Source organism: Delftia acidovorans SPH-1 (genome assembly GCF_000018665.1).
In the GTDB taxonomy this organism is placed as follows: Bacteria; Pseudomonadota; Gammaproteobacteria; order Burkholderiales; family Burkholderiaceae_C; genus Comamonas; species Comamonas acidovorans.
On the sequence record NC_010002.1, the window covers coordinates 1319904 to 1337189 of the forward strand.

The 17286-nt window shown below is 69.5% G+C and carries 19 protein-coding genes; 4 read left to right on the forward strand and 15 right to left on the reverse strand.

Going from position 1 to position 17286, the window contains the following annotated elements:
- Positions 1 to 94: 94 nt before the first annotated feature.
- From DACI_RS05995 to DACI_RS06020, 6 genes are all read right to left on the reverse strand, one after another.
- Entirely contained in the window at positions 95 to 400 is a 306-nt protein-coding gene (locus DACI_RS05995) for an urease subunit beta (protein ID WP_175403235.1), read from the reverse strand.
- A 27-nt stretch (positions 401 to 427) separates the two neighbouring features.
- Entirely contained in the window at positions 428 to 1039 is a 612-nt protein-coding gene (locus tag DACI_RS06000) for a HupE/UreJ family protein (RefSeq protein ID WP_012203115.1), read from the reverse strand.
- An 11-nt stretch (positions 1040 to 1050) separates the two neighbouring features.
- Positions 1051 to 1353, reverse strand: coding sequence for an urease subunit gamma (locus DACI_RS06005; protein ID WP_012203116.1), 303 nt, complete (start codon positions 1351 to 1353; stop codon positions 1051 to 1053).
- A 17-nt stretch (positions 1354 to 1370) separates the two neighbouring features.
- A complete protein-coding gene (locus DACI_RS06010) occupies positions 1371 to 2288 on the reverse strand; it encodes an urease accessory protein UreD (RefSeq protein ID WP_012203117.1) in 918 nt (305 codons plus the stop codon).
- A 199-nt stretch (positions 2289 to 2487) separates the two neighbouring features.
- A complete protein-coding gene (locus DACI_RS06015; RefSeq protein ID WP_012203118.1) occupies positions 2488 to 3753 on the reverse strand; it encodes an MFS transporter in 1266 nt (421 codons plus the stop codon).
- Positions 3754 to 3799: 46 nt separating this feature from the next.
- Positions 3800 to 4327, reverse strand: coding sequence for a RidA family protein (locus DACI_RS06020; protein ID WP_012203119.1), 528 nt, complete (start codon positions 4325 to 4327; stop codon positions 3800 to 3802).
- A gap of 129 nt (positions 4328 to 4456) precedes the next feature.
- Here DACI_RS06020 and soxR point away from each other — a divergent pair, with 129 nt between their 5' ends.
- Positions 4457 to 4927, forward strand: coding sequence for a redox-sensitive transcriptional activator SoxR (gene soxR, locus DACI_RS06025; RefSeq protein WP_012203120.1), 471 nt, complete (start codon positions 4457 to 4459; stop codon positions 4925 to 4927).
- A 23-nt stretch (positions 4928 to 4950) separates the two neighbouring features.
- On the opposite strand, the gene DACI_RS06030 is transcribed toward soxR, so the two are convergent.
- Positions 4951 to 6120 carry an MFS transporter gene (locus tag DACI_RS06030; RefSeq protein WP_012203121.1) on the reverse strand — a complete coding sequence of 390 codons (1170 nt, stop codon included), beginning with the start codon at positions 6118 to 6120 and terminating at the stop codon, positions 4951 to 4953.
- 320 nt (positions 6121 to 6440) lie between these two features.
- On the opposite strand from DACI_RS06030, the gene DACI_RS06035 reads away from it, so the two are divergent.
- A complete protein-coding gene (locus tag DACI_RS06035) occupies positions 6441 to 6920 on the forward strand; it encodes a hypothetical protein (RefSeq protein ID WP_012203122.1) in 480 nt (159 codons plus the stop codon).
- Positions 6921 to 6971: 51 nt separating this feature from the next.
- On the opposite strand, the gene DACI_RS06040 is transcribed toward DACI_RS06035, so the two are convergent.
- Both DACI_RS06040 and DACI_RS06045 read right to left on the reverse strand, forming a co-directional pair.
- The gene (locus DACI_RS06040; protein ID WP_012203123.1) at positions 6972 to 7922 is read right to left on the reverse strand and encodes a diguanylate cyclase; all 951 of its coding nucleotides are present in this window, start codon (positions 7920 to 7922) and stop codon (positions 6972 to 6974) included.
- A 116-nt stretch (positions 7923 to 8038) separates the two neighbouring features.
- The gene (locus DACI_RS06045; RefSeq protein WP_012203124.1) at positions 8039 to 9103 is read right to left on the reverse strand and encodes a serine/threonine protein kinase; all 1065 of its coding nucleotides are present in this window, start codon (positions 9101 to 9103) and stop codon (positions 8039 to 8041) included.
- Between DACI_RS06045 and DACI_RS06050 the strand changes: the two genes are divergently transcribed.
- Positions 9102 to 9905, forward strand: coding sequence for a 2'-5' RNA ligase family protein (locus tag DACI_RS06050; protein ID WP_050771826.1), 804 nt, complete (start codon positions 9102 to 9104; stop codon positions 9903 to 9905). The two genes, DACI_RS06045 and DACI_RS06050, sit on opposite strands and share 2 nt — an antisense overlap.
- Here DACI_RS06050 and DACI_RS06055 read toward each other — a convergent pair whose 3' ends face one another.
- From DACI_RS06055 to DACI_RS06070, 4 genes are all read right to left on the reverse strand, one after another.
- The gene (locus tag DACI_RS06055; protein ID WP_012203126.1) at positions 9906 to 10322 is read right to left on the reverse strand and encodes an organic hydroperoxide resistance protein; all 417 of its coding nucleotides are present in this window, start codon (positions 10320 to 10322) and stop codon (positions 9906 to 9908) included.
- 64 nt (positions 10323 to 10386) lie between these two features.
- Positions 10387 to 10854 (reverse strand): MarR family winged helix-turn-helix transcriptional regulator, encoded by a 468-nt coding sequence (locus tag DACI_RS06060; protein ID WP_012203127.1) that lies wholly within the window; start codon positions 10852 to 10854, stop codon positions 10387 to 10389.
- A 93-nt stretch (positions 10855 to 10947) separates the two neighbouring features.
- Entirely contained in the window at positions 10948 to 11763 is an 816-nt protein-coding gene (locus DACI_RS06065) for a crotonase/enoyl-CoA hydratase family protein (protein WP_012203128.1), read from the reverse strand.
- A 98-nt stretch (positions 11764 to 11861) separates the two neighbouring features.
- Positions 11862 to 12710 carry a 3-hydroxybutyryl-CoA dehydrogenase gene (locus tag DACI_RS06070; RefSeq protein WP_012203129.1) on the reverse strand — a complete coding sequence of 283 codons (849 nt, stop codon included), beginning with the start codon at positions 12708 to 12710 and terminating at the stop codon, positions 11862 to 11864.
- Positions 12711 to 12866: 156 nt separating this feature from the next.
- Between DACI_RS06070 and DACI_RS06075 the strand changes: the two genes are divergently transcribed.
- Positions 12867 to 14459 carry a GMC family oxidoreductase gene (locus DACI_RS06075; protein ID WP_012203130.1) on the forward strand — a complete coding sequence of 531 codons (1593 nt, stop codon included), beginning with the start codon at positions 12867 to 12869 and terminating at the stop codon, positions 14457 to 14459.
- Here the strand turns inward: DACI_RS06075 and DACI_RS06080 are convergent.
- Both DACI_RS06080 and DACI_RS06085 read right to left on the reverse strand, forming a co-directional pair.
- Positions 14456 to 15724, reverse strand: a complete 1269-nt coding sequence (locus tag DACI_RS06080; protein ID WP_012203131.1) for a GGDEF domain-containing protein — start codon at positions 15722 to 15724, stop codon at positions 14456 to 14458. The two genes, DACI_RS06075 and DACI_RS06080, sit on opposite strands and share 4 nt — an antisense overlap.
- 62 nt (positions 15725 to 15786) lie before the next feature.
- Positions 15787 to 17283 (reverse strand): AMP nucleosidase, encoded by a 1497-nt coding sequence (locus DACI_RS06085; protein WP_012203132.1) that lies wholly within the window; start codon positions 17281 to 17283, stop codon positions 15787 to 15789.
- Between the last annotated feature and the right edge of the window lie 3 nt (positions 17284 to 17286).

Below are 17286 nucleotides of genomic sequence, written 5' to 3' on the forward strand. Positions count from 1 at the left end.
GGGACACCGAGGAAGGGCCGCCCCGCACCGAGGGTGTCGTCCCCTTCCCGCGAAGCGAGAGAGGGGGAAGCGGCGTAGCCGCTCAGGGGGTACTTCAAAGCCTGCCCATCACCTTGGCGTTGAAGCCGAAGATGATGCGGTCGCCGGAGATTTCCACCAGTTCCACCGTGCGCTCCTGGCCCGGCTCGAAGCGCACGGCCGTGCCGGCCGCGATGTTCAGCCGCCAGCCGCGTGCGGCGGCGCGGTCGAAGTGCAGGGCCTCGTTGACCTCGAAGAAATGAAAGTGCGAGCCCACCTGCACGGGCCGGTCGCCGGTGTTGGTGACCGTGAGGGTCTGCACGGGCCGGCCTGCGTTCAGCAGGATCTCGCCGGGCTCGGCGAGCAGCTCGCCGGGGATGATGCGCTCGGTCATGTGCGGCTCCCGCGATCAGCCTGCCAGCGCCACGGCACCGTAGCCCATGGCGGCCACGCCGGCCAGGCGTGCGGCCCAGGCCGAAGCCGTGCCGCCGCGCATGGCCCGGCCAAAGGCCACGCCCAGGGCATGCAGCACCAGCGTGGTGGCGACCATGCCCGCCATGTAGGCCCAGAACACGGCTGCGGGCAGCGCGTGGGGGAAGACCTCGCCATGCGCGTATCCGTGAAACAGCGCGAAGGCGCCGGCCAGCACCATGGCCAGGGCCACGGGCAGGCGGCGCTGGGCCACCAGCAGCAGGCCGAAGGCCAGCAGCGATGCAGCCACCATGGGCTCCACGGCCGGCAGCTCCAGCGGGGTCTGCGTCAGCGCCAGGCCCAGCGCCATGCAGGCTGCAAAGGCCACGGGCGGCAGCCACTGGCGCTTGAGCATCAGCCCGCACCACAGGCCCAGCGCCAGCATGGCCAGCAGATGGTCCAGGCCCGCGATGGGATGGGACAGCCCGGCCATCAGGGCCTGCATGGCGCCGTCGCCGGCATGCAGGTGGGCGCCGGCCCCCGTATGGGCGCTGGCGGCCGTGGCAGCGGCCAGCAGGGCCGGGGCGAGCAGAAGGCGGGGATGGAACATGGCGGATCTCCTCAAACGATCGGGTGATGAACGGTGACCAGCTTGGTGCCGTCCGGGAAAGTGGCTTCGACCTGGATGTCCGGGATCATTTCTGGAATGCCCTCCATCACATCGGCGCGCGTCAGCACCGTGGTGCCCAGGTGCATGAGCTCGGCCACGGTCCTGCCGTCGCGCGCCCACTCCAGCACGGCGGCGCTGATCAGCGCCACGGCCTCGGGGTAGTTGAGCTTCAGGCCGCGCGCCTTGCGCCGCTCGGCCACCAGGGCTGCGGTGAACAGCAGCAGCTTGTCTTTTTCACGGGGCGTGAGTTCCATCGATGAGTCTCCGTTGATCAGGTGGCCCACAGGCGCGGGGGGCGGGCTTGTTGATTGAGCAGGGCCGGGCGCAGCAGGCGCCAGCCTTCATGCAGCACGGCTCGTGCTGCCTCCATGCGCCGTGCCAGCACGCGCAGCAGCAGCACCGAGGGTGCGCCGCCCTGGCCGGCCAGCAGGCTGGCGCCGGCGCGCACTTCATCGCTCCAGGGCAGGCTGGCGGCCAGTTGCTCGCTCAATGGCTCCATGGCCGCCAGGGGTTCCGGGGCCACGGCCCAGAGGCTGGCCTGTATGGGCAAGCCCGCCCAGGCAACGGGGCTGGACAGCAGGGCATGGCCGGCGTGCAGTTCGCCTTGCTCCAGCCACAGCGGCCGTCCGCCGCATGCGAGCCGGTTGTGAAGCTGCAGGCGCGCGGCAGCGGTGGGCGCGGCGCCGGTGTGGTTCCAGTGCTCGCCCGCGCCATAGCGGCCCAGCACCACGGCATCCCAGCCGATGGCGCGCGCGCCCGGCGCAAGATCCAGGTCCAGCGCCATGGTGGCGTCGGCACCGGCGAACAGCATGTTTTCCTGTGGCAGCCATTCCAGGATGGCGCCTTCTTCCACGCGCAGCCGCACGCGCTGCGCGGCCGGGCGGCCCTGGGACTTGTACCAGCGCGTGGCGCCCGGTGTGGTCAGCAGGGCGTGGGCGCCGGGCTCCACGGTCACATCGATCTGCAACTGGTCGCCGCCGGCCACGCCGCCGGGCGGGTGCAGCAGCACGGCATGGCAGATGCCGGGGCCTTCGGGGTGCAGCGGTTTTTGCACGCGCAGCGGACCGCTGTGGCGTGCGTGGGAAAGCACGCTGCCCTGGCCGGCGCGGTGCCCGAAGCGCAGGTCCAGCATGGCCTGCCAGCCCGAGGCGCAAGCGGGCACGGCGGTGATCGGTAGCGCTGCGGACATGGGCGTGACGGGCGGTACAGGGCGTGGTGGTTGTAACGGCCTTTGTCATGCATTTAGCGTGCCAATCCGGTGCAGTGGCGGTTGCGCCATGCTGGTGCGCTGGCGCATCGGATTGGTGCGTTTCCTGCATGGCAAGGCGCGCAAGACGGCACGTTTGCAGTGCATTCTTGCGCAGCGTGCCGCAGGCTGGTGCTCTTTCTTACACGCGGCCCTGTGGCTGGACTGTCTGGCCAGTCTGCTGTGCCTGGCGCGCGAGGGACCTGTCCCAGGCCACGACGGCCAGCGTGGCCAGACTCAGAATCAGGCCTGCCACGCTGGCGCCTGTCCATCCCCAGTGCAGCCAGACCGCCGAGCCCACTGCCGAGCCTGCCGAGGCGCCGATGAAATAGCCCGTCATATAGACCGCATTGATGCGCGAGCGCGCCAAGGGTGCCAGCGCATAGATCACGTTCTGGTTGCTGATGTGCAGGGCCTGCAGCGCGGCATCGACGATGAGCAGTCCCGCCAGGAACCACCACAGGCTGGTGCCGCCCAGCCACAGCGCCCCCCAGCCCGCCAGCATGAGCAGGCCGCCGGCCAGCGTGGTGCGCTGCTCCAGCCCCCGGTCGGCCAGCCGCCCGGCCATGTTGGCCATGAGGGCGCCGGCCACGCCGACCAGGCCGATGAGGCCGATCTGCGCATCGCCAAACCCGTAGCCCGGCCCGGCCAGCAGCAGTGCCATGGTCGAGAACAGCACGCTCACCGTGGCAAAGCCCATGCCGCCGATCAGCGCGCGGCTGCGCAGGCGCGGCTGCTCGCGTGCCAGCGTGAGCAGGGAGCGCATCACCGCGCCATAGCCTATGGGCTGGGCCGGCTGCGCCAGGGGCAGCGCGCGCCGCAGCAGCAGGGCCACGCCGGCCGTGGCCAGGGCGCCCACCCAGTAGACGGCATTCCAGCCGCCCAGCTCCGACAGCAGGCCCGCCACGCTGCGTGCCGCCAGGATGCCGATCAGCAGCCCGCTCATGACCAGCCCCACGGCACGCCCGCTGGCGCCGGGCGCCGCAAAGCTGGCCGCCATGGGCACCAGCACCTGGGCCGCGACCGAGAACAGCCCGGTCATCAGCGTGCCCGCCGCCAGCAGCGCAAAGCTGTGCGCCATGCCGCTGGCCAGCATGCCCAGCGCGGCCAGCAGCATCAGGCCCAGCACCAGGCGGCGGCGTTCCAGCATGTCGCCCAGCGGCACGAGCAGCAGCAGTCCCAGCGCATAGGAGACCTGGGCCATGGTCACCGTCAGCGAGGCACGCGCCTCGCTGATGCCCAGGTCGATGGCGATGGAGTGCAGCAGCGGCTGGTTGAAGTAATTGGCGCCCGCGCACAGGCCGCAGGCCGTGGCCATGAGCAGCAGGGTGCTCTGTGGCAGCACGGGTGTGGCGGTGGCCTGCATGGGCGGGGAGGGCTGGGCGCAAGCCTGGGAGGATCTGTTCATCTGACGAATGCCTGTGTTATCTGTTTATGGGTGGCAAACGGATGGCTCAGACCCACAGCGGCGGCCGTGCGGGCTGGGCGTGGGCGGGCAGTGCGGCCACGGCATCGACCTCGATCAGCATGCCGGGCAGGGCAAGCCGGGGCACGGGGATCAGGGTGCAGGCCGGAAAGCGCGGCAGGGTACTGCTGGGGGCGCCATCGCCGGGGGCGCCGTCGCTCCAATGCAGGCGCACGGCGGCCTGCCAGTCGTTGAAGCGGGCCTCCGAGTGGTCGACGATGAGCAGGGTCAGCTTGACCACCTGGCCCATGTCCGCGCCCGCCGCCTGCAGCGCCAGCTTGAGGTTGGACAGGGCCTGCTGCGCCTGGGCCGCGAAGCTGTCGGGAAGGTCGCCCGCCTGGTTCTCGCCGCCCTGGCCCGAGACGAAGGCCCATTGCGCCGGCCCGTGCACGGTGACCACATGGGTGTAGCCGTTGGGCGTGGCGTCGTAGAGGCCGGCGGGCTGCAGATGGTGCAGTTGCGGGGCCGAGGAAGCGGCGGGCTGTGCCGAGGAGGTGGCAAGTGCGTCGTGTGGCATGTATGGCTTGGAGTCTGAGAGTGGGCCGGACCGGGCGGCGAGGCTTGCCAGTGTGAAACCTCAACCAAAGTTGAGGTCAAATGCAGGCCTGCTTGGACCTATTTTTCCTGCGCCTATTTTCCTGTTGCCATGAATCTGTCTTCTGCCGGTGTCACCGCGTCCGACCATGACGGGCCGGCCATCCTTTCCGTGGGCGAAGTCGCCCGGCGCAGCGGCATCACCGTCTCGGCCCTGCATTTCTACGAGCGCCAGGGGCTGATCGAGAGCCTGCGCACGCCCGGCAACCAGCGCCGCTATGCGCGTGCCGTGCTGCGGCGCGTGGCGGTCATCAAGGTGGCCCAGCGCATGGGCGTGCCGCTGGCCGAGATTGCCGAGGCGCTGCAGGACCTGCCCAGCGGCCGCACGCCCACGCAGGCCGACTGGGCCGCGCTGTCCGCGCGCTGGCGCCACGCGCTGGATGCGCGCATCCAGGGCCTGACCCAGCTGCGCGACCAGATCGACGGCTGTATAGGCTGCGGCTGCCTGTCCCTCAAGGTCTGCCCGCTGCGCAATGACGGCGACTGCCTGGCCGAAGACGGGCCGGGACCGCACTTTCGCTGAACAGGCATGCGCCCTTGGCGGAACTAGTGCTTGGGCATGGGCAGCGTGGGCGTGCGCGTGCACATCCAGCACAGCCAGCCGGCCAGCGCACCCATGACGATGCAGTAGGCGACCAGGGCCTCGGTGATGCCGATATGGTCCGAGAGCCAGCCCAGGCCGAGGATGGGCACGATGGTGCCCAGGTAGCCGACTACCAGGTACGTGGACAGCAGACCCGTGCGCGTGGCCGGCGTGGAGACCTTGTTGACGATGGACATGCCCGCCAGGTTGCACAGGCCGTGGCCCGCCGCCGTGGTGATCACGCTGAGCGCGAACAGCAGGGCCGAGCCCGCGAAGCTGTTGACCAGCAGCAGGAGGTTGCAGGCCACCAGGCAGGCAAAGCCCACAATGGCCGAGCCCTTGGTCGGGCGCGGGCGCGCCAGGTACTGGAAGCCCGCCGAGAGGAACAGGATCACGCCGATGGACAGGCCCGAGACAGCCGGCCCGTGCCAGGGCACCATGCGCTGCATGAAGCTGGGCGCCAGCGATGCGAACAGGCTGAACATGCCGAAGGCGCAGAACGCGCACATGCCGCCCAGTGCGTAGTGGCGCGCAAAGCGCCGCTCCGGCAGCGTGATGGTGGGCATGAAATCGCGCCAGTGCAGCGCGCGTGCCTGGGTGGATGCCAGCTCGGCCGGCTCGGCGATGCGCACCTGGTACAGCGCATAGATGGCCAGCAGCCCCAGCCCCAGCGAGGGGATGTAGGCCGTGACCAGCGGCCAGGGCAGCCACTGCGCGATCAGCCCGCCCACCACGGGGCCCAGCCCGAAGCCGAAGGCAATGGTCAGGCTGGTCGTGGCCGCGGCGCGCTGCAGGTCGCCCCGGTTGTTGAGCCGGGTCATGCCTACCGAGGCCGAGGTGGTGATCAGCCCAGAAGCCACGCCGATCACCACGCGCCCCAGCGCAAAGCTGGGCACGTTCCAGGCCACGGTGGAGGCCAGCACGCCCAGCGTCATCAGGATCAGCCCGGCGCGCAGCACGGTGACAAAGCCGAAACGGTCGGTCAGCCGGCCCAGGAACAGCAGGCTGGCCAGCGCGCCGAACATATAGGCCACGAAGATCTGCGTGATGTGGCTGGGCTGCAGCCCCCAGGCCTGCTGGTACAGCGGGTACAGCGGGCTGGCCAGGGCCGTGCCCATGACACCCACGCACATGGAAAAACACACCCACGCATAGGGTGGCCAACGGGTTTGCATAGAAAAGGGAGCGAAAAGGGAGCGCGAAGAAAGCGAAGGGGAAAGCGGCGCCGCGCAGGCCTGGCGCCACCGGGGCGCCACGGCGCTGTCCGGGAGCGCATGGAATCTGGAATGACCCGCAGGCCAATGGGTGAATTCTAAGAAACCCGCGTGTCCTGGGTGTTTCGCCGCCTCCGAGCCCCTGGCATGGACCCGGGCATACCGCTGGCATCGTGCGCCGGGCGGGCGGGTGTACCCTGTGGCCGTCCCTGTGTTTTCCCTTGTCCAGAGAGTCCGGCATGCCAGTTCCATCCTCCGCCTTCATGACCTCCCAGCCATCCCGCAAGGCAGCGTGGCCCGCGCTTGGCGCCTGCGCGCTGCTGCTGGCCGGCTGCGGCTCGGTGGGCGGCGGGGTGGGCATCGGAATTCCGGTCGGTCCCGTGTCGGTGGGCGTGGGGCTGGGCAGCGGCGGGCTGAGTGCCGGAGTCGGCACGGGCGTGGGCCCGGTCGGCGTCGGTGTCGGCGTCAACCAGAGCGGCCAGGTGCTGGGCAGCGCAGGCGTGGGCGCCTCCACGGGTGTGGGTGGCGCGCGGGTCGGCGTGGGCGTGGGTTCATCCACCGTGCTGCACGATCCGCAACGCTCCAACGTTCAACCGGCCCCGGCCCCGGCCCCGGAGCCAGCGCCTGCCGCCCCGCCTCAGGCCCCGGCCGGCCAGGTGCAATGGCGTGATGCCAGCGGTCAGGTCGTGCCGACCTGCCGCGTCGATGGGCGTTGCTGAGCCGGTGCGAGAGAGGGGAAAGGCGCGTAGCGCCTCAGGGGGTGCTTCTGATCACCCAGCCCAGACGATGCGGTCGCGACCAGCGTTTTTTGCGAGATAAAGGCGCCGATCGGCATCGGCCAGCAGTTGCTGGGCACTGTTGGTGGACGAAGGCGCAATGCAGGCCACGCCCAGGCTCACGGTCAGCGCCTGGCCCAGGGGCGAGGCGGCATGGGGCAGGTCCAGCAGCCTGAGCGCATCGACGATGCCCTGCGCCACCAGCACCGCGCCATCCAGCGCCGTATGGGGCAGCAGGCAGACGAATTCCTCTCCCCCATAGCGCGCCAGCAGGTCGCCCGGCCGGTGCAGTGCGCCCTGAATGGCCTGGGAGATCTGGCTCAGGCATTCATCGCCGACCAGATGGCCGTAGTGGTCGTTGTAGGCCTTGAAGTGGTCCACGTCCATCATCACCAGCGACAGCGGCTCGCCCAGGCGCTGCAGGCGCATGAACTCGCGCTCCAGCTGGGCACTGAAGAAACGCCGGTTGGCCACGCCCGTCAGCCCGTCGCTGTGCGACAGCAGCTGCAGCATCTGGCGCTGCTGCGCAATCTCCAGATGCGTGCGCACGCGTGCCTTGAGAACGGCCGGGCGAAAGGGCTTGGTCACGAAATCCACGGCGCCCAGGTTCAGTCCCAGTTCCTCGCAATGGGGCTCGGTCAGCGCGGTGAGGAAGATGATGGGGATATGCGCGGTCTGCAGGTCGGCCTTGAGGCGGCGGCAGACCTCGAAGCCGTCCATCCCGGGCATGCGGATGTCCAGCAGGATGAGGTCGGGCTGGTGCTGGTGGGCCAGGGCCAGCGCCTCCTCACCGGTGTAGGCCACAAGCGGGCCGCACAGATCCTTGATCACCTGGCAGATGACGGTGGCGTTGTCCGGAACGTCGTCCACCACCAGCACCTTTTGCGCGGCAGGCAAGGGCTGTAGCGGGTTGGGCAGCGATGGTGGGAAGGCGGAGTAGGGCATGGCCGATGGGATTTCGGGCCGAGAATACCCCGGAACCCGCAGCCCTGGATAGGGCGCCGCGGGCCTGGACAATTTGTAAAGATATCTGTCTTCGGGAGGCAGGCGGCCCGGTGGCCTCAGGCGTATAGAGGCTCTTCCTGCATGGCCTCGATCTGCTCGTTGAGCATGTCCACCTGCCCGCGCCAGTAGTCGGGCGTGCCGAACCAGGGGAAGTTGATGGCAAAGATCGGGTCGTCCTGGCGCCGCGCCAGCCAGGCGCTGTAGTGGATCAGGCGCAGCGTGCGCAGCGGCTCGATCAGGGCCAGCTCGCGGCGGTCGAAGGGACGGAACTGTTCATAGCCATCCAGCAGGGCGCCCAGCTGGCGCGTGCGCTGGCCCCGGTCGCCCGACAGCAGCATCCACAGGTCCTGCACGGCCGGGCCGGTGCGCGCATCGTCCAGGTCCACGAAATGCGGGCCGCCGCGGCCTTCGTCGTCCAGCGGCGTCCACAGCACGTTGCCGGGATGGCAGTCGCCGTGCAGGCGCAGCGTGCGCGCGCTGTGCAGGCCGAAGTGGCCGGCCGCGCTCAGGCCGTCGGCAGCGGGGGCCATCAGGTCCAGGGCGCGCTGGCAGGCGGCCTTCCAGGTGGATTCCACTTCCAGCGGAATCATTTGCCGGTCCAGCAGCCATTGCATGGAGTCGTGGCCGAAGGTGGCCAGGTCCAGCGCGGGCCGGTGCGCAAACGGACGGGCTTCGCCCACGGTATGGATGCGGGCCAGGAAGCGCCCGGTCCACTCCAGCACCTCGAAGTCGTCCAGCTCGGGCGGACGGCCTCCGCGCCAGGGGCTGACCGAGAAATCAAAGCCCGCGTGGCTGTGCAGCGTGGCGCCTTCCAGCACCAGCGGGGGCACGGCGGGCACTTCGGCGGCCGTCAGCTCGGCGCTGAAGGCGTGCTCCTCCAGGATCTGATCGCGGCTCCAGCGGCCCGGGCGGTAGAACTTGAGCACGACGCGATCGCCGTCCTCCAGTACGGCCTGGTAGACGCGGTTCTCGTAGGAGGCCAGGGCCGTGAGCCGGCCGTCGCCCCACAGGCCGACCGAGGCCAGGGCGTCGAGCACCACGTCGGGCGTGAGGCGGGCATAGGCGTGCGAGTCGTCGTCGGGGACGACATTCAGATCAGGATCGTGCGGTGTGGCGGACATGGGGCGATTGTCGCCGGGCTGGCTTAAGCTGTGCGGCTGCCTAGCCTTCGCCGATTCGCCCGCCGTGCCGCTGCTGCCCCATTTCCTGCAATCCCATGCCATAGCGAGCGCCAGCGCCAGTTCCAGCGCGGCAGGCGCATCCGACGACTGGAGCGGCTGGCATCTGGGCCGGCGCCGCTATGCGGTCTGGGTGCTGGAGCTCCAGGCGCTGGGCCCTGCCGAGGGCGAAGCCGTGCGCCGCGCCTGTGCGCAGGCGCGCCAGGCCCTGGACGCTGCGCTGGTTCCGCGGTACGAGCGGCAGCTGCATGTGACCCTGGCCACGGCCGGTTTTCTGGATGGCGATGCGGCCCTGCCGGATGCCTACGGCGCGGCGGAACTATCGCGCGACTTGCGCGCGCTGCAGGACCTGCCGGCCGCACCGCTGCAACTGGAGTTCGGCGGCTGGGGCAGTTTCGAGATGGCGCCGTATCTGCAGGTGCGCGACCGCAGCCAGGGCGGGCCCACGCTGGGCATGCTGCATGGTGCACTCAGGCCGGCAAGACCCGAACTGGCGCTGACCGAGGCGCTGCGCCCCTACGTGCCCCATGTGACGCTGGGCGCCTGGAACGCCGCCTGGCCGCGCGCCCAGGTGCTGCAATGGATAAGCGGCCTGCCGGTGCTGGAGCACTGGCAGGCCGCCGTGGGCGAGATCGCGCTGGTCAGCTATGCGGCCAACGCCTTGCACGGCCCGCTGACCTGCCATGCACGCTACGACCTCCGGGGTCGCAGGCTGCAATGGCGGGAGCGGCCGGGCTGGGCCTGATCAGACCAGGGTGATCTGCACGTCGATGTTGCCGCGCGTGGCGTTGGAGTAGGGGCAGACCTGGTGGGCTGCGTCCACCAGGGCCTGGGCGGCGGCCTTGTCCATGCCGGGCAGGCTGACCTTCAGGCGGGCAGCGATGCCGTAGGCGTTGGGGATGGTGCCCAGGTCCACTTCGGCGTCGATGGACAGGTCCTGCGGCAGGCTGATCTTCTGCTTGCCGGCCACGGCCTTGATGGCGCCGATGAAGCAGGCCGAGTAGCCTGCGGCGAACAGTTGCTCGGGATTGGTGCCCGTGCCGCTGGTGCCGGGCGAGGAAAGGGTCACGTCCAGGCGTCCGTCATCGGTGCGCGAGGCGCCGTCGCGGCCGCCGGTGGTGTGGGCACGTGCGGTGTACAGGACTTTTTCGAGCTGGGCCATGGTGTCTTCCTTTTGCAAAGTTGTCCGGCTGTGCGGACGGGTGGAGGAAATCGGCAATCCGTTGTCAGTCGCTGCGGCGCGGTGCCAGCCGCTCGCGCAGTGCGCCGAGTTGCTGCGTCAGCGCCTGCAGCTCGGGCAGCGTGCACTGCGTGCTTTGCAGCACGCAGGCGGGAATCTTTTCAGCCGCATCGCGCAGTGCCCGGCCTTGCGGGGTGAGCGTGATGCGCACGCGGCGCTCGTCCTGCGCATCGCGCACCCGCTCCAGCAGGTTCGCGCCCTCGAGCCGCTTGAGCAGCGGCGTCAGCGTGCCCGAATCCAGGGTCAGCTGCTCGCCGATCTCCGACACGGTCAGGCCGTCGCGCTCCCACAGCACCAGCATCACCAGGTACTGCGGATAGGTCAGGCCGATGCCGTCGAGCAGGGGCTTGTACAGCTTGGTCATGGCCAGCGACGCCGAGTACAGCGCAAAGCAGACCTGGTTGTCCAGGCGCAGAAGCTCGGGGGTGTCGGTGGGCAGGGCGTTGCGTGGCATGGGTTTAATTATTGCTGTCAATTAAATTGTGCACAACTTAATTGATGAAATCCCTCCAGATCGGAGGGGGAAGATCGGGAGGGTGAGAAAGGCCTACCGGCCCGTGAAGCGCGCGGGGCGTTTCTCGATGAAGGAGCGCACGCCTTCGGCGGCATCCTCGCTGCTGGCCAGGCGCTGCTGCACGGGAATGAAGTCGGCCACTGCGGCGGCCTGGCCCAGCTCGATGGCCTTGAGCACATTGAGCCGCGTGGCCACCACGGCCTGCGGGGCCTGGGCGGCAATGCGCTCGGCAATGCGCAGGGCCTCGGCCAGTTCCTGGCCGGCCGGCACCACCTTCTGCACGAAGTTCAGGCGATAGGCCTCGGCGCTGTCGAACTCATCGGCCGTGAGCAGGTGCAGCATGGCATTGCCCACGCCCGCACGCTCGGCCATGCGCAGCGTGGCGCCGCCCGTGGGCATGATGCAGCGCTGCACCTCCAGTTGGGAAAAGCGGCAGTCATCGGCCGCGACCACGATGTCGGCGCCCAGCATCAGCTCGATGCCCACCGTGAAGCAAATGCCCTTGACCGCCACCACCATGGGCTTGGCGCGGCGCCGGTAACCGACCAGGCCGTAGTCGTGCGGCTCCACCAGGCCTTGCGGGATGGCCTTCCTGCCCGAGCGCAGGTACTCCGCCATCACCGGCAGGTCCAGCCCCGCCGTGAAATGGCTGCCAAACGCATGCAGCACGCCCACGCGCAACTCGGGATCGTCGTCCAGGCGCGTATAGGCCTCGGCCAGCTGCTGGAACATGGGCGGCGTCCAGCCGTTGCGCTTGGCGGGGCGGTTGATGCCGATCAGCAGCACATGGCCGCGCACTTCGCAGCTGATGCAGCCTTCGGGCGGCGGGGTGGGGGTGTTGATGTCCATGGTTGTCTCCTGCGCATGGACCTTAGAGCAGGCCGCTGGAGGGCGCAGTCGCGCAGAAGACGGCCGGCCCGTGCGGGCCGGCAGGCCAAGGCCGTTTATCAGTAGCTGTACACGCCGCGGCCCGTCTTGCGGCCCAGGCGGCCGGCGGCCACCATTTCCTTGAGCAGGGGGCAGGCGCGGTACTTGCTGTCGCCGAATTCCTTGAGGTAGACCTCCATCACGGCCAGGCACACGTCCAGGCCGATCATGTCGGCCAGGGCCAGCGGGCCGATGGGCTGGTTGCAGCCCAGCTTCATGCCGGCGTCGATGTCCTCGGCCGATGCCAGGCCTTCGGCCAGCACGAAGAAGGCCTCGTTGATCATGGGCACCAGGATGCGGTTGACCACGAAGCCGGGGGCGTTCTTCACGGTGATGGGGCTCTTGCCCAGGCGCTCGGACAGTTCCTTGACCGTGGCGTGCGTCTCGTCGCTGGTCTGCAGGCCGACGATGATCTCCACCAGCGCCATCATGGGCACGGGGTTGAAGAAGTGCATGCCGATGAACTTGTCGGCACGGCCCGTCACGGCGGCCAGCTGGGTGATGGAGATGGACGAGGTGTTGGTGGCGACGATGACATCGGCATCCAGCAGGGCGTCCAGCTGCTTGAGGATCTTGACCTTGAGCTCGTAGTTCTCGGTGGCGGCCTCGATGACCAGTTGCGCGCCCTTGAGCGCCGCGTAGTCGGTCGATGTCTTGATGCGGGCCAGGGCGGCGGTCTTCTCTGCCTCGGTCAGCTTTTCCTTCTTGATCAGGCGGTCCAGGCTGCCCGAGACGGTGGCCACGCCCTTTTGGACGGCGGCCTCCGAGATGTCCACCATGACCACGTCGATGCCCGATACCGCGCAGGCCTGCGCGATGCCGTTGCCCATGGTGCCTGCGCCGATGATGCCTACGGTTTGAATTGCCATGACTGTCAGTCTCCTCAAACGAACAAAGTGAATGCGAACGTGAATGCGATCCGGCGATCGTAGCGGGATTCGGAGCATCCACCGGGTTTGCCCCGGCTTGCGGCGCCGCGCAGGCGACTGCAACAGTGGATGGCTACACCGCAGGGGAGGGGAGACATGCTGGATTTCATCGTGATCGGAGGGGGATCGGCGGGCTCGGTGCTGGCCGGGCGGCTCAGCGAGGATGCCGAGACGCAGGTGGCGCTGCTGGAGGCTGGGCCTCCCGACTCCAGCGTGCTCATCCACTGTCCGGCGGGCATGGCCGCCATGGCCAAGGGCGGGCGCCACAGCTGGGGACTGTCCACCGTGCCCCAGCCCGGCCTGGGCGGGCGGCGCGGCCACCAGCCGCGCGGCAAGGTGCTGGGCGGCTCCAGCGCGGTCAACGCCATGGTCTATGTGCGCGGCCAGCCGGCCGACTATGACCACTGGGCGGCCCAGGGCAACCCGGGCTGGAGCTGGTGCGAGGTGCTGCCCTATTTCCTGCGCGCCGAACACAACGAACGCGGCGCCGATGCCTGGCATGGCGCGGGCGGGCCGCTGAACGTGGCCGACCTGCGCGATCCCAACCCGCTGTCCCGGGCCTTCGTGCAGGCGGGCGTGCAGGCCGGCCATGCGCACAACGCGGATTTCAACGGCCAGGCGCAGGAGGGCGTGGGGCTGTACCAGGTCACCCAGCGCAACGGCGAGCGCCACCACGTCGCCAAGGCCTATCTGGCGCCGCACCGTGCCAGGCCCAATCTGCGCGTGGAAACGGGTGCCCAGGTGCTGCGCATTCTGTTCGAGGGCCGGCGCGCCGTGGGCGTGGAGTACCTGCAGGGCGGTACGGTGCAGCAACTGCACTGCCGGCGCGAGGTGCTGCTTTGCGGCGGCGCACTGCTGTCGCCGCAGCTGCTGATGCTGTCTGGCGTGGGGCCGGGCGATCACCTGCGTTCGCTGGGCATCGATGTGGTCCACCATCTGCCCGGCGTGGGCGCCCATCTGCATGACCACCCGGATGTGGTGCTGGTGGTCGATGGCCCCCAACTGGCCGACAGCTTCGGCCTGTCCCTGGGGGGCGCACGCAGATTGCTGGCCGCCGTGGGCCAATGGCGCAGCCAGCGGCGCGGCATGCTGACCACCAACTTTGCCGAGGCGGGCGGCTTCATCCGCAGCAGCCCTGGCGAGCCTGCGCCCGATCTGCAACTGCACTTCGTCGTCGCCAAGCTGGTGGACCACGGGCGCAAGACGGTCTGGGGCCATGGCTATTCGCTGCATGTCTGCGTGCTGCAGCCGGCCAGCCGTGGCAGCCTGCGCCTGGCCAGTGCCGACCCGCTGGCCCTGCCGCTGGTGGACCCGGCCTTTTTCTCCGACGCGCAGGACCTGCGGCGCATGGTGAACGGCGTGCGCCGCGCCCACGAGATCCTGGCCCAGCCGGCGCTGGCGGCCCTGGGCGGGCGCGAGATGCCGGCCTCGGCCGGCGCGCAGGACGATGCAGGCATCGAGGCCTTCATTCGCAGCCATGCCGACACCATCTACCACCCCGTGGGCAGCTGCCGCATGGGGCCGGGGCCCATGGACGTGGTCGATGCGCAGCTGCGTGTCTACGGCATCAAGGGCCTGCGCGTGGTCGATGCCTCGGTCATGCCGCGCATCGTCAGCGGCAACACCAATGCGCCCACGGTGATGATCGCGGAGAAGGCGGTGGACATGATCCGCGGGGGAGCCCTCTAGGTGCCTGGCGTGCGCCCGTGCGCCATGGCCTGCTCAGGGATGGAGGCCGACGGCTGCGGCCCCTGCTCCTCGGACGCGGTCACCGGACTCAGCCGCACCTGCGTCCAGCAGTCGCGCCCGCGGCGCTTGGCGGCGTAGAGGGCGGCGTCTGCGGGGGCCAGCATCAGTTCCAGGCACAGGCCGTTCCAGGCCTGGGGTGCGTGGGCGCAGCCGGCGCTGAAGCGCACTTCGAAGCCCAGCACCTTGCGCGAGGCCTGCAGCAGCGCGGACTGCAGGCGGGTGCACAGGGTGTCCACGCCGTCGTCCGTGGTGTAGAGCAGCAGGCAGAACTCCTCGCCGCCCCAGCGCGCGGCGATTTCGTCGCTGCGCAGCTGCTGCTGCAGCAGGCGGGCGAACAGGCACAGCGTCTGGTCGCCCACGGCGTGGCCGTGCTCGTCGTTGACATGCTTGAAGTGGTCCAGGTCCAGCATCACCAGGGCCAGGGCTTGGCGGTGGCGCTGGGCATGGGCCAGCATGGCGGGTGCGCGCTCCAGCAGGGCGCGGCGGTTGGGCAGCCCGGTGAGCATGTCCTGCAAGGCCAGGTCGCGCAGTTGCTGGCTGGTCTCGTCGCGCCAGGCCACGAGCACGGCCACCATGAGCAGCGTGCTGCTCAGCGTGGTCAGCAGGGCGAAGATCTGGTTGGCGCCGCTGTCTGCGGTGAAGCTGGGCAGGAAGGGCGTGGCCAGGGCCAGGTAGCTGCGCACGAACAGCATCAGCCCCATGAAGGCGGCCACGCCGCACATCAGGTAGCGCCAGCTGCGCGCCACGGGCCGCTGTGGGTCCAGGCACAGGCCGGCCAGCGCCATCAGGCACAGGCCATGGACGGCGCTGAACCATCCGGTGCGCAGGGCCGGCTGGGGCAGCAGCAGCGCAAAGCCCAGCGGCCCCAGCACGCATAGCGCGATCAGGCCGCGCTCCAGCAGCATCGGGCGCGGCCCCAGCCATTCACGCAGGGCGCGCGCCATCTGCCACTGGGCGGTGGCGGCCAACGCCGCCGCGCCCAGCGACAGCAGGTCACGTCCCATCAGGCCGTGGGGCAGGCGGCTGGCGATCAGGATGAGGATCCATGCCAGGGCCTGCATCAGGAAGAAGTGCTGCGCATGGCGCGCCGCACCGCTGACGCGCCGCCCCATGGCCAGCGGCAGGGCGGCCGACATGGCCATCATGTTGATGGCCACGACGGCGGTCATGGAGAAAAAGTCCAGGGTGGGCAGCGTGGATGGCATGTGCGTCCCTGGATGGCGGTGCGAAGCGTGGCCCGTGAGAAGCGGTGGCCGGTGGCGGGGCGCTACTGGAACGCCACCTCCGCGAAGCTGCGCAGCTTGCGGCTGTGCAGGCGCTGGGTGCCGCCTTCGCGCAGGATGTCGATGGCGCGCATGCCGATGCGCAGATGCTGGTCCACGCGCTCGCGGTAGAAGTGGTTGGCCATGCCGGGCAGCTTGATCTCGCCGTGCAGCGGCTTGTCGGACACGCACAGCAGCGTTCCATAGGGCACGCGGAAGCGGAATCCGTTGGCCGCGATGGTGGCGCTTTCCATGTCCAGCGCCACGGCGCGGCTCTGGCTGAAGCGCAGCTGGGGCAGGTTGTTGGGCAGCAGCTCCCAATTGCGGTTGTCGGTGCTGGCCACGGTGCCGGTGCGCATGATGCGCTTGAGGTCGGGCCCGTCCATCTGCGTGACGTCGGCCACGGCCTGCTGCAGTGCCAGCTGGATTTCGGCCAGCGCGGGAATGGGCACCCACAGCGGCAGCTCCTCGTCCAGCACATGGTCCTCGCGCACATAGGCGTGGGCCAGCACGTAGTCGCCCAGTTGCTGGCTGTTGCGCAGGCCCGCGCAGTGGCCCAGCATCATCCAGGCATGCGGGCGCAGCACGGCAATGTGGTCGGTGATGGTCTTGGCATTGGCCGGGCCCACGCCGATGTTGACCATGGTGATGCCACTGTGGTCGGCGCGCACCAGGTGGTAGGCCGGCATCTGCGGCAGGCGCGGCGGCGGCGTGCCCAGCTCGTCATTGGGCTGGGCCGGCAGGCCGGTGCGGCGCGTGACCACGTTGCCGGGCTCGATGAAGGCCACGTACTCGCTGTCCTCCCGGGCCATCTCGGCGTGGCCCAGGCGGATGAATTCGTCGATGTAGAACTGGTAGTTGGTGAACAGCACGAAGTTCTGGAACCACTCGGGCTGGGTGCCCGTGTAGTGGCGCAGGCGGTGCAGCGAGTAGTCCACGCGCGGGGCGGTGAACAGGGACAGCGGCAGGGCCTCGCCGGGATGCGGGCGCCAGGTGCCGTTGGCAATGCCGTCGTCCATGGCTTCGAGGTCGGGCAGGTCGAACACGTCGCGCATCAGCTGGCGCCGCTCGCGCGTGAGCGTTCCCTCGATGTGGTCGTTCTCGGCGAACGAGAAGTGGATGGGAATGGGCTTGTCGCTCAGGCCCACCTCCAGCGGCACGCCGTGGCTCTTGATCAGCAGGCGGAACTGCTCGGCGTAGTAGCGCGAGAACAGGTCGGGCCGCGTGAGCGTGGCCTCGTGCGTGCCCGGGCCCTCGACGAAGCCGTAGGCCAGCTGCGTGTCGGCGCGTGCCACGGTGCTCGTGTGCATGCGAACGAAGGGGTAGTAGGCGTGGACGGGAGCGGCCGGGGTTTCGCCGGAGACGAAGCGCTGCATGTTCGAGCGAAGGTGCTCTATCTGCTCCCGGTAGATCTGCTGTACGTGCTCCAGGGCCCGCTGGGGGTCGGTGTGCAAGGTGGCTGCGGCCCTGGAGGCCTGCGAGGGGTTGTGAAGCAAAACCATGGG

Excerpts from the sequence above, each read along its gene's own strand:
- DACI_RS06005 (WP_012203116.1), bottom strand. The coding sequence starts at position 1,353 with ATGGAACTCACGCCCCGTGAAAAAGACAAGCTGCTGCTGTTCACCGCA.
- DACI_RS06075 (WP_012203130.1), top strand. The coding sequence starts at position 12,867 with ATGCTGGATTTCATCGTGATCGGAGGGGGATCGGCGGGCTCGGTGCTG.
- DACI_RS06055 (WP_012203126.1), bottom strand. The coding sequence starts at position 10,322 with ATGGCCCAGCTCGAAAAAGTCCTGTACACCGCACGTGCCCACACCACC.
- DACI_RS06080 (WP_012203131.1), bottom strand. The coding sequence starts at position 15,724 with ATGCCATCCACGCTGCCCACCCTGGACTTTTTCTCCATGACCGCCGTC.
- DACI_RS06030 (WP_012203121.1), bottom strand. The coding sequence starts at position 6,120 with ATGTGCGTGGGTGTCATGGGCACGGCCCTGGCCAGCCCGCTGTACCCG.
- DACI_RS06015 (WP_012203118.1), bottom strand. The coding sequence starts at position 3,753 with ATGAACAGATCCTCCCAGGCTTGCGCCCAGCCCTCCCCGCCCATGCAG.
- DACI_RS06040 (WP_012203123.1), bottom strand. The coding sequence starts at position 7,922 with ATGCCCTACTCCGCCTTCCCACCATCGCTGCCCAACCCGCTACAGCCC.
- DACI_RS06085 (WP_012203132.1), bottom strand. The coding sequence starts at position 17,283 with ATGGTTTTGCTTCACAACCCCTCGCAGGCCTCCAGGGCCGCAGCCACC.
- DACI_RS06035 (WP_012203122.1), top strand. The coding sequence starts at position 6,441 with ATGCCAGTTCCATCCTCCGCCTTCATGACCTCCCAGCCATCCCGCAAG.
- DACI_RS06045 (WP_012203124.1), bottom strand. The coding sequence starts at position 9,103 with ATGTCCGCCACACCGCACGATCCTGATCTGAATGTCGTCCCCGACGAC.
- DACI_RS06000 (WP_012203115.1), bottom strand. The coding sequence starts at position 1,039 with ATGTTCCATCCCCGCCTTCTGCTCGCCCCGGCCCTGCTGGCCGCTGCC.
- DACI_RS06070 (WP_012203129.1), bottom strand. The coding sequence starts at position 12,710 with ATGGCAATTCAAACCGTAGGCATCATCGGCGCAGGCACCATGGGCAAC.
- DACI_RS06050 (WP_050771826.1), top strand. The coding sequence starts at position 9,102 with ATGGGGCGATTGTCGCCGGGCTGGCTTAAGCTGTGCGGCTGCCTAGCC.
- soxR (WP_012203120.1), top strand. The coding sequence starts at position 4,457 with ATGAATCTGTCTTCTGCCGGTGTCACCGCGTCCGACCATGACGGGCCG.
- DACI_RS06020 (WP_012203119.1), bottom strand. The coding sequence starts at position 4,327 with ATGCCACACGACGCACTTGCCACCTCCTCGGCACAGCCCGCCGCTTCC.
- DACI_RS06060 (WP_012203127.1), bottom strand. The coding sequence starts at position 10,854 with ATGCCACGCAACGCCCTGCCCACCGACACCCCCGAGCTTCTGCGCCTG.
- DACI_RS06065 (WP_012203128.1), bottom strand. The coding sequence starts at position 11,763 with ATGGACATCAACACCCCCACCCCGCCGCCCGAAGGCTGCATCAGCTGC.
- DACI_RS06010 (WP_012203117.1), bottom strand. The coding sequence starts at position 2,288 with ATGTCCGCAGCGCTACCGATCACCGCCGTGCCCGCTTGCGCCTCGGGC.